Below are 10,572 nucleotides of genomic sequence, written 5' to 3'. Positions count from 1 at the left end.
GCTTAACTTCTAAACAGTTCTAACATTTCCTTCAAGATCTTGCGATCATCGAAAGGCATTTTCTTTCCTTTTATTTCTTGATAATCCTCGTGTCCCTTGCCAGCAACCAAAATAATGTCATGATCATTGGCTAAGGAACAAGCTGTTTTAATCGCTTCTTTTCTATCTGGGATGACCAATGTCTTTTTTACAAAAGATTTACCTACTCCCTTCATCATATCATCTAGAATATCTTTCGACTCCTCGTCTCTTGGATTGTCATCAGTGAATATGACTTTGTCGCTCCATTTTACAGCAATAGAGGCCATTACAGGTCTTTTGTCCTTGTCTCGATTGCCACCACAGCCTACTACTGTGATCACTTGCTCGTTGCCAGACCTGAATCCGTCTATGGTTTGAAGTACATTTTCTAATGCATCAGGTGTATGCGCATAGTCCACCAAAGCAATGATATCTGAGCTGGCCTGCACCACTTCAAAACGGCCCGGTGCCGGCTCCAAGCCAGAAAGCATCATGAGCACTTCTTCCCTATCCTCGTGCAGCAGTTCAGCCACCGCATAGGCTGCCAAGAGGTTGTAAGCATTAAACTTTCCTATCAATCTGAACCAAACACTTTGACCATTGATATCTAATTCAAGTCCCTGATAGCTGTTGGTCACTACTTTAGCCTTGTAATCGGTCATGAATTTCAAACCGAATGAATAGTTGGTCGCCTTGGTGTTTTGCAACATGATTTGCCCACGTTTATCGTCCAAATTCACTAGCGCAAAGGCCGAAGCGGGCAATTCATCAAAAAGTTTCTTTTTTGAGTTGATATAGTTTTCAAAAGTCGTGTGGTAATCCAAATGGTCATGACTGATATTCATGAACACCGCTCCATCAAATGAAAGCCCAGCAATTCGATTTTGATCTATGGCATGTGAGCTCACTTCCATAAATGCAAACTGACACTTCTCTTTAACCATTTTTGCCAAAAGCTCATTCAAGCTCAAAGCATCTGGTGTCGTGTGACTCGATGGGATAATATTGTCGTTGATCACATTTTCAACAGTGGATAGCATGCCCACATGGTAGCCTAATGATCTGAAAAGCTTGTATAATAAAGTGACGGTTGTGGTTTTACCATTCGTTCCGGTTACTCCCACTAACTTCAATTTATCCGATGGGTTACCATGATAATTTGAAGCAATGATCCCTAATGCGTGGCTCGAGTTCTTGGTAGCCACGAATGTCACTTCCTTAGAGGGTTCGAAAGGCATCTCCTCGCATACCACAGCAATGGCACCACTTTTTATCGCCTGATCAATGTACTCGTGACCATCCACTTGCGTACCTTTAACAGCCACAAATAGATCGCCTTTTTTAACTTTTCGAGAATCAAACTGCACACCGGTGACTTCCAATCCCATATCTCCTGCGACTGAGGTCAAATTCACTTTGTACAATATGTCCTTTAAGAGCATCTTCATCCTAGGGTAAGGTTTATTTCGTTGGCACTATTGGTATTTGACCCTGGCACAACTGACTGCTGAGTCACACGTCCATTTCCAGAGTAAGTCACTTTCAAATTTTTATTTTCCAGGAGATATAAGGCATCTCTCAAAGTCATACCACGTACATCTGGCACCACAGATTCTTTAGTATCCAATTTGGACCAGTCTATGGAGTTGTTGTTGATTCTGGCTTTCACCCAATCTGACTCTTCTTTCAAATGATTAGAAATACCGATGGTATTACAGATCAACGAAAGGTCTTCATGCTCACCAGCTCTAATCACTGGAAATATACCCTGTACTATTTCCTGCCCCTCAAAAGGATCATTCAACTCCATATCCAGAGCGTAGATCTTATCTGCGATTTCTTTGAAAACTGGCGCTGACACATCGCTACCATAGATTCTGTATTTCTTAGGATTGTCAATCACTACGATACAGCTGTATTTAGGCTTGTCTGCTGGAAAGTATCCTGCAAATGACGTGTAATACTTATTGATGTATCGACCGTTTTTGTTATGCTTGGCCGTACCCGTTTTACCAGCGATCTGATAATAAGAATCGCTAATATTTTGTGCTGTCCCTCGTTCTACCACACCTTCCAACATTTCTCTTACTTTATTCAAAGTGATTTGAGAACAGATTTTTTTATTGATCACTCTAGTTTCGAAAGTCTCGATGGTTTTGTCAGCAGACATCACATGTTTCACCAATATCGGCTGAATCATTTTCCCATTGTTCGCTACTGCATTATAAAGTGTCAACGTGTGTAGCGGCGTCATAGTCAGCTCGTAGCCATGCGACATCCAAGGCAATGAAATTCCACTCCATGTAGAATCAGCCGGGCTTTTGATGTAAGGTTTTCCTTCACCGATCAACTGAAAACCAAGCGGTTTAGTTAGACCCATACTGGTTAGGTAATTAATAAATGTCTGTGGCTTGTCTCCGAATTCCTCTTCAATCAATTTGGCGGTTCCGATGTTAGAAGACTTCTCAAATACCTGCTGAACAGTCAAAGTTCCATATCCTCCAGGCTTGTGATCTTTCATGACCTGATCGTAGAACTGCATGGTACCATCTCCAGTATAGACCGAGTCATTGAGCCCTACACTTGACTCTTCGAACAATGCGATCATACTGGCTAGCTTGAAAGTGGACCCCGGCTCTCTCGAGCCCTGGCTTCCTACAGCATAATTGTAGTTTTCGTAATAACCGCCTCCGTTTCTTTTACTCAGATTTGAAATGGCTTTGATTTCTCCGGTTTCCACTTCCATCACTACCACACAGCCATAATCTGCATCGTTGTGGGTCAAAGCTTTGAGCAAAGCAGATTCTGCTACATCTTGCAAATCGACATTGATAGTCGAAACGATGTCCAAACCATTTTGAGGTTTTACTTCAGTACCGTCATAAACTGGCTTCCAGGTGCCACCAGAGATTTTTTGATAAAGGGCTTTACCATTACGCCCCATGAGATCCTTGTTGAAGCTGTACTCCAATCCCACAACCCCTCGGTCGTCTTCATTGATGGTGCCAATGGTACGATAGCCTAAATAAGAAAAAGGTCGAAACCTCTTGTCCACCTTTTCAAATATTACCCCGCCTTTCATTCGCCCTTCTTCGAAGATAGGCCATTGGGACATCTGTTTTTTGGTTTGATAGTTGATTTCCTTTCGGTTGAGTGCCAGATATCGCCGTCCAGATTGCCGGGCATCTATGATCCGGCGTTTGTAATCGGTGGCGGAGTAGTCTCGAAACTGTCTCGCCAACCGTTGCGACAGCTCATCTATGCCATTATTAAATACCCGATCACTAGCCAGCGATGGATCAAAAGCTACTTTATAGAAGGGCAATGATGTAGCTAATAAACTACCATTATCAGAATAGATATTTCCTCGCGTAGCTTTTACATTTCTGTATTGCAAGCCAATGCTTTCGGCTTTCTTTTTCCACTTGCCACCATCCAGATTCTGGATTTCCACGATTTTATAAATAATAGCAAACGAAAAAAGTAGCGCTACCAAATAGGCTACCCGAACTCTGAGCAATATGTTTGATTTATGGCTCATTCCTGATGTTCGACTATTTTAAATGGAGGCTCAATGCTTTCTTTCAAACCCAGTGTCATGGCCTTTTTTGCCACTTCTGATTGCTTGCTGGTGTACATGTAATCTGCCTTGAGCGTGGTATAGTCTGCTCTAAGGTCTTCTACAGCCACGCGAAGTTTAGCTGCTTTTCTGATATTTTTTTCTGCGTAATGAAGATTGCCAATGTAGATGATACATAGCACGGTACTGAATAAAAACGGCATAAGAAACTGCACAGGAAGTCCTTTATCGAAGAATTTTTCGACGTTGATGAGGTTTTCAAGAAGAGAAAAAAAGCTCCTCCGACTTCCGCCGGCGCCCTGGGAGTGTTTGTAGGTGTTAGATGCCATGGTCAGATTTTTTCTGCTATTCTCAATTTTGCACTTCGTGCACGGTTGTTTTCATTTATTTCATTATCACTTGCCGTTACTGGTTTTCTTGTGATGGCTTGAAATGGTTTATCTACATTGCCATACAAATCCTTTTCTAGCTCACCATAAATCTTTCCTTTGTTTATAAAATTTTTGACCGGTCTGTCTTCCAACGAGTGGTACGACATAATCACCAGTCTTCCTTTTTCATTCAATACTTCTGCACTTTGCTCCAGCATCTCTTCCAATGCCTTCATTTCTTCATTCACCTCTATTCTTATCCCCTGAAAAACCTGAGCGAAATATCTATTCTCTTTTCTTCGAGGAGCAAATTTTCTCAGCACCTCAAGCAACTGCTCAATAGTCTTAAAAGGAGCCAAATGCCTTTCCGAGCACAGCGCTGCGGCTAAAGTCTTCGCATTTCGCACCTCTCCATATTGACCCAAAATTCTATGCAACTCACGTTCTTCGTAAGTGTTTAGAATTTCAGCAGCCGATATGCCTTGCTTCTGATTCATACGCATATCCAAAGGGCCGTCGAATCTTGTAGAGAATCCTCTCTCTGCGGTGTTGATCTGATGAGATGAAACACCCAAATCTCCCAAGATGCCGTCGACCTTCTTAACGCCATGCAGGCGCAAGTATTTTTTCAGGTTTCTGAAATTGGTTTGAACAAATGTGAAAGAACGATTGTCTATAGCTTCAGCATTCAATCGGGCTTCATCGTCCTGATCAAATGCATACAACTTCCCTTTCTCACCTAAGTGCTTTAGAATTTCTTTGGAATGGCCACCACCACCAAAAGTGATATCCACATAGATGCCGTCCGCTTTGATCGCCAACCCTTCAATACATTCTCTCAGCATTACGGGGTTGTGATATTCACTCATTCATCTAAAAATTTCTTGGCCAAATCCGAATATTCCTCATTGTCCTCAATCAAGTATTCTTCATACAAGCCAGGACTCCATATCTCTATCGTATTGCCTGCTCCTACTACCATCACGTTCTTTTCCAGTTTGGCATGGTCTATCCAGCCTTTAGGTATCAAAAAACGTCCAGCGCTGTCCAATTCGACAGGAGCTACACTACGAAAAAAGTTTCTTTTCAATTTTCTCTGGGCGGCATCAAAATCACTCAATGAAGCGAACTTATTGTGTATTTTCTTGTACTCCAGCATGGTGTACAAGACCAAGTTGGGATCAAATCCCTTCATGACAACGAGCTCATTGCCAGACACTTCGGGCAGATTGGCTTTAATCTTTGCAGGCAAAACCAATCTACCCTTAGCATCTAACTTACACTCATATTCGCTTGTAAAAAAAGCCATAGAGTTATAGAAAAATATAAACCACCGATACAAACTTAATCAAGTTTTGGAATTATTCACCACTTTCCTCCACTTTTTACCACAAGATGGAAAAAAATGAATTTTTATGGGTATTTCAGCTAAAAAAGGGCATAAAAAAGCCCCGGCCAAAAACCGGGGCACATGATGTTTGTAGCGGAGATTTGAAAATGTTATAAAAACTGACTAAAAATGTTATATGGATTGGGTTTAGGCCTCTACAGCCCTATTTGGATTGTTAACCTGAGATTGATTTGGATTTTATAATTTGAAATCAAATGGATTATTCCGTGGGCCCACGGAATAATTCGAGATTTGGCGCCTTTTGTATGCTATTTACTTAAAATGAAATAGAAAATTTATTAGATATCATATTTCATGTACACTTCCCCTCGTTTTTACGTACACTTTCCCCCACTCTCAATATCTAAACTCCTCAAAAACCCCATTCAATGTTCCTAATACGACCATAAAACGCATTTTTCTATAAAATGTACACTTCCCCACAATTTAAAAAAAGATGTGTTAGAGTAAGATCTACAATGCGTGCTGGCATTCTGGTTTGTTGATTTTTTAGCTTCAAGAGGAAATCAAGTGGTTTTTCCCATGTATACATGGGAAAAATGAAGATTTGTCGATTGTAGTTAATCTACTTGGAATGCGTGACTTTAAGATTATGAAGTAATTGTTCCTTCACTTGAGGCTAAGGAATGATGAATAATTTCTTACCCAAGGAGATAGTACGAGTATTCCAATTATACTAGTAACTGCGTTTCTCAGCCTTTAAATAACTGGTGTTCATATATCTATCAGCCCTATTTTGTGGAGTCAGCTGATCCGAACATTCTTCTTAACCCTACCTCTAACGCTTTATCAAAAGACACATTGTAGGCTTCAATGTCTTGGTCCCCAATAGTTGGTCTCAAGGATTGCATCCTTTTCTTAACTTTTTTATATAAGCGAAGCCTCTCATCTATTGACTTTGTTTTCATATGAAATTCATCAATAACTTGTTAGTGCAAGATTTGCACTAATTAACCAAGGTGGTAATCAAACATTAAACTACTTCCGTGGATAAACGAAAATAGTGGCATTTTATTTCAGCGTTGGTGGGGGAGGTGCCAACTATCAAATCAACATTATACGTAGATAAAATTTTTGTACCACTCATAATTTCAAAAACTACCCCACAAAGTAATTTACATTAACAAACACATGATAAATTACAGTTTCACTTTTATGAATAGATCGTGCAATTCTAATAGCAGAATTCTGATAATTAAATTCCAAAGTAACATCCTCAACCGTTTTAAATTCAAATCCACTTGGAAAGTCTGTATTAGGAATTATGGTACTGATATATTTTTTCCAATTCTTTTTAGACTTATTCCTAGGATTCAAATCATATACTAATATGATGAGATTTTCCTTTTGATGGTGGTAATTGAGTATCTTTTTTAAATGACTTTTTGCAGGAGCTGGAGTTCTATAGACAAAAGCTTCACATATACAAAACAGTTCTTTATTTGAATCATGAATAGGCAAGTCTCTTTCTCCTGGTTGCTTTTTTATTGTCTTGTTATTAGGATCAGAAAAAGCTCCTCTAGATTGCGCACCTATATACCAGCCCCATGTATTAATTCTTGAGTCCAAAGATAATTCAACTATATCGTTGTACTTGTCTTCACCTTTAATGTCAGATATAGAAACAACCTTGTCGAGCATTTTACTTGCTGCTATTGCTACTTCTTTAGTCAGAAATGCTCCAACAACCTTATTCCCATTTATATTTTCGGGAAATATCTCAATAAGCTTCGAGGGAGGGCTGTCAAATATTCTTTTGTAATATGCATTGAGTATGTGTATATCATTAATACCTCCAACTTTAACTCTAAGTGCTTTTATGAACTCAAATCCTTCATCTCCTAAAAATTGATGATAACGCTCAGCTTCTTCCAAAAGAATATTTGCCTGTTCAATCCAATTCCTTTCTATAAGACTTTCAACTTTTGAATCAAGAACATCTGGTAGCATTTGATATGGCATTTCCAATTCAGAAAAAACAGTATCTAATTCATTGTATTGTCTAATTTTTAGTAGTATGAAAAGCTTATTTGTCAAAAATACCGCCCCTAACTCGTCTTCTTCTAATTCTTTATGCTGCGAAGCATATACTTTCCATTCTTCTAGAGCTTCTTTATAAATTTTCGAATCATCATAAACTTTAGCCATGTTAATCTTTGCTGCCATCTGATTTAACGCAAAAACATGATATTGTGGATAATGCGTACTCAACTGACTGAATATGGCATGTGAAGATTCTGGATTATTTTCTAGCCTTATGAGAGCCCTGTAAAACTGCTTGTGATCACGATAAGATAATTCCCTTACCGAATGATTTGATATGCTTGGCTCTTTGATGTTATGCAGTTGGGATTCATCATTTTGGAAATAAGCCAAAAGCATTTTGGTCTGATAAAGTTGGACTTCATATTCTCTGTTTATGTTTGATATGTTCTTTTCCCAAAATTCTACTAATTGAATAATCTCTTTCTCCAATTTTGGATATTGGCTGATGTCCAGCAATACTTGTTGAATTTCAGGTGTCCATCGTTTCTTTAAGAATGCCTTAATATCTGATTCCTGAATCTTCTCTATGAGTTTTTGTTTAACTCCCACTGAAGTCACCCATTTGGCAATCGTTAATATTTTGACGATATCCTGTGTCTCAATGATTGCCTCAATGATCTGTTCCTTTTGTGAGAACCAGTTTAAAGCTCTCGCAACTTGCGGAAGCAACGCTTCTTTTTCGGATGTTCTAAATGCCCGTTCTTTGTTATAGTCGAATAGATCAACACGCCCTTCTTTCGGTAAATCTTTAATATGCCATTTTAAGTAATCAATAATCTGCCGTTCTACTTTTAATTTGATTTCCAAAATTTCATCTTTTTCAAAACCGTAAGGTATAATTGGTAATACTAATTGACGCAGGACTTGAAGCAATACACCTAAATGAGTTCTTAACTTATCAGCAGTAAAATGATTCTCTTTGTGATAGAATTCCGAAGTGGGGTCAAAATAAAAGCGAGGTTCAAGAAAACTATTCAGTTTCTGTTGTTTATAAATGAAGTAAATAGAATAAATCCATTCAATGTATTCTAGTCTTTCAATTTTCTCACTCCATAGGGGCAATCCTTTTTCTTCTCTTTTCTCTGAAAAATTGTATTTATTTACTTCAGTAACCTCAATACAACCGATGTAAAGTTTGAAAAAGGAATTGGTTAACGTATTGACATCTGAAGGCTTAATATTAAACTGACTTTTGTATTTCCAGTAAGTAGAGCATTTCATTAACCAAGTCAGCCCATCCCACTGAAGCATTGGAAAATTCACAGTTCCATTATTATATAGTGATTTGGATGGAAGGTTTATAAATAATTGTACCATCTCATTAAATAATTCGGGGAATAGAAACTGGTTACTTTCTCTGTGCACGCTTTCATTTTGTAGGGAGCAATCTTCAATCAAAGAAAGTACTGCTTTTTCTTTCTCCTCATTCTGTTTTCGGCTTAACTTTTTCGTATGTTTCTGCCGATTGTATGGTATATTATATTTTCGGGAATTAAGCTGTCTATAAATCTGAAAAATTAATAAGGAAGCTACACCATTCTGCACAACTAATCGAATTGTGAAAAGTGCTAACTCCAGTGATTTTGTCCATAGCTTTTTTGAAAATAATTCCTTCTCTTCTTTTGGGATGTGATCTTTGATCAGTTTATCAATAAACTGAAATGTCAAAGAAGTGTATTCATAGCGTTTTATCAGATATGGGATAAACTCTCTTCTACACATGATGACAAAGCATTTTATATCCCAAAGCAGGGTTGGCCTTGTAATTGATTTTTCGAGAAGAGCAAAAACTCTTTTATAATAATAAGTTATAGGATTGTCCTGAATCTCGGAATCTTCTCTCTCGAATTTATAATCATGAGCGATAATTACTTTAATTAAAAATGTAATCTCTTTTCTGGAATTTTGGCCCTGCAAATAAGTAGTATGAGCTTTTTTCTCCCAATTATCTAAGCTTTCGAACAATTCAAAATGATCTGTATTGTTCAGAGAAAAATCATCGTATTCTTCACGGCTCTGAAAAAGCAGTTGAATTTCTCTTGAACCAAATTCCCCATCGATACTAACCTTTCTGAATTCCTCATCTATTCCCTCCAAATCAGGTTCATTAATCACAAGGTTGCAAGCCGCGTCTAAAAATCTCTTTTTTGATTCATCAATAGAATAGGATAAAAAATCAGATGACCATTCCCAATAAAGTATTTGCCTGAGAAGTCTTTTCACTCTCTCTTGATCGTCAGAGAAGCCATTATCTTCAATTAATAATTGCCAGTAAAAAGCAGTAATTTGATTATTTAATGATGACCAATAACTAATCTTGACATTATGGAAATCTAAATAGTAGGATTCCTCCTTTTCTTGAAGAAGCTTTTGTTTAATAAGATTTTCAATTGAAGGTGTTTGGGTGTAGAATTGGCTGAAGGATTGATGTAAAGCTTGGAATTCGCCTTTATCAATCTTCAGCCCTTTATCCTCATATCTAATTATTCTTTCCTTGTATGCTGTAAGAAATTCAAAAACCTCCCAATGATCAAGATAAGGTTTGAAGTAAAAATTGATATTGGAAATGTCAATCTTGTCGTTAGATTCAGAAAGCCATTTTGATCTATACAAACCTTCATCACTTAAGGTCAAGTTATTGTCCTTCTCATACTTGTATCTGATTTGATCAAAATCCTTCTTGGATATTTTTTCCTTACCTTCATTGCCTTCATTAAATTCTTCTAGGAGGAATTTTAATTCACTCTTGAAATTTGATATTCCACTAAATGTGTGGCAAGCCGAAGATACGGTACCTGCGATTTTTATTTTTCCTAAAACATTTCTCAACCAATATTTTTGAAATAGGGCTTCTGTATCGATTTGTTTAAAACTTCTTTCTTCGTAGTTTTTTTTGAACAGGTTGAACTCTTTTAATGTAAGTTCTTGTTCCATGGGTTTTGCCAGGTGAATAGCTTTTGCAAAGAACAAGGCAGCGTTCCATTTAAAATTTTCTTCTAATGCCGCTTGATCTACATAATTAATACTTCTATTAATGGTATGGGTAGATATATAATTTTTTAATTCCTTGAACTTTTCCTCTTGATCATAATTCATATTCTAAAATAATTAGCATCGAAGTCTATCTGATTTATACAAATATT

At 37.6% G+C, this 10,572-nt stretch carries 6 protein-coding genes; all 6 read right to left on the bottom strand.

The window, feature by feature from the left end; all coding sequences use genetic code 11:
• Positions 1-2: 2 nt before the first annotated feature.
• The 6 genes from R8N23_RS06680 to R8N23_RS06655 all read right to left on the bottom strand — a co-directional run bounded on the left by R8N23_RS06680 (position 3) and on the right by R8N23_RS06655 (position 10,525).
• Entirely contained in the window at positions 3-1,469 is a 1,467-nt protein-coding gene (locus tag R8N23_RS06680; protein ID WP_318170796.1) for a UDP-N-acetylmuramoyl-L-alanyl-D-glutamate--2,6-diaminopimelate ligase, read from the bottom strand.
• Positions 1,466-3,562, bottom strand: a complete 2,097-nt coding sequence (locus R8N23_RS06675) for a penicillin-binding protein (RefSeq protein WP_318170795.1) — start codon at positions 3,560-3,562, stop codon at positions 1,466-1,468. Before R8N23_RS06675 ends, R8N23_RS06680 begins: the two co-directional genes overlap by 4 nt.
• Entirely contained in the window at positions 3,559-3,930 is a 372-nt protein-coding gene (locus tag R8N23_RS06670; RefSeq protein ID WP_318170794.1) for an FtsL-like putative cell division protein, read from the bottom strand. The genes R8N23_RS06675 and R8N23_RS06670 overlap by 4 nt, the downstream gene beginning before the upstream one ends.
• 2 nt (positions 3,931-3,932) lie before the next feature.
• On the bottom strand, positions 3,933-4,841 hold the full coding sequence (gene rsmH / locus R8N23_RS06665; protein WP_318170793.1) for a 16S rRNA (cytosine(1402)-N(4))-methyltransferase RsmH: 909 nt from the start codon (positions 4,839-4,841) through the stop codon (positions 3,933-3,935).
• Positions 4,838-5,281, bottom strand: a complete 444-nt coding sequence (gene mraZ, locus R8N23_RS06660; protein WP_318170792.1) for a division/cell wall cluster transcriptional repressor MraZ — start codon at positions 5,279-5,281, stop codon at positions 4,838-4,840. Before mraZ ends, rsmH begins: the two co-directional genes overlap by 4 nt.
• A 1,200-nt stretch (positions 5,282-6,481) precedes the next feature.
• Entirely contained in the window at positions 6,482-10,525 is a 4,044-nt protein-coding gene (locus R8N23_RS06655) for a hypothetical protein (protein WP_318170791.1), read from the bottom strand.
• Positions 10,526-10,572: the final 47 nt, after the last annotated feature.

It is taken from the genome of Reichenbachiella sp. (assembly GCF_033344935.1).
Classification (GTDB): domain Bacteria; phylum Bacteroidota; class Bacteroidia; order Cytophagales; family Cyclobacteriaceae; genus Reichenbachiella.
Note: the sequence above shows the minus strand (reverse complement) of the source record. Positions and strands in the feature narration are given on the sequence as shown.

Bases quoted from the DNA above. Each gene is read 5' to 3' on its own strand.
- rsmH (WP_318170793.1), bottom strand. From the start codon at position 4,841: ATGAGTGAATATCACAACCCCGTAATGCTGAGAGAATGTATTGAAGGG.
- R8N23_RS06680 (WP_318170796.1), bottom strand. From the start codon at position 1,469: ATGAAGATGCTCTTAAAGGACATATTGTACAAAGTGAATTTGACCTCA.
- mraZ (WP_318170792.1), bottom strand. From the start codon at position 5,281: ATGGCTTTTTTTACAAGCGAATATGAGTGTAAGTTAGATGCTAAGGGT.
- R8N23_RS06655 (WP_318170791.1), bottom strand. From the start codon at position 10,525: ATGAATTATGATCAAGAGGAAAAGTTCAAGGAATTAAAAAATTATATA.
- R8N23_RS06675 (WP_318170795.1), bottom strand. From the start codon at position 3,562: ATGAGCCATAAATCAAACATATTGCTCAGAGTTCGGGTAGCCTATTTG.
- R8N23_RS06670 (WP_318170794.1), bottom strand. From the start codon at position 3,930: ATGGCATCTAACACCTACAAACACTCCCAGGGCGCCGGCGGAAGTCGG.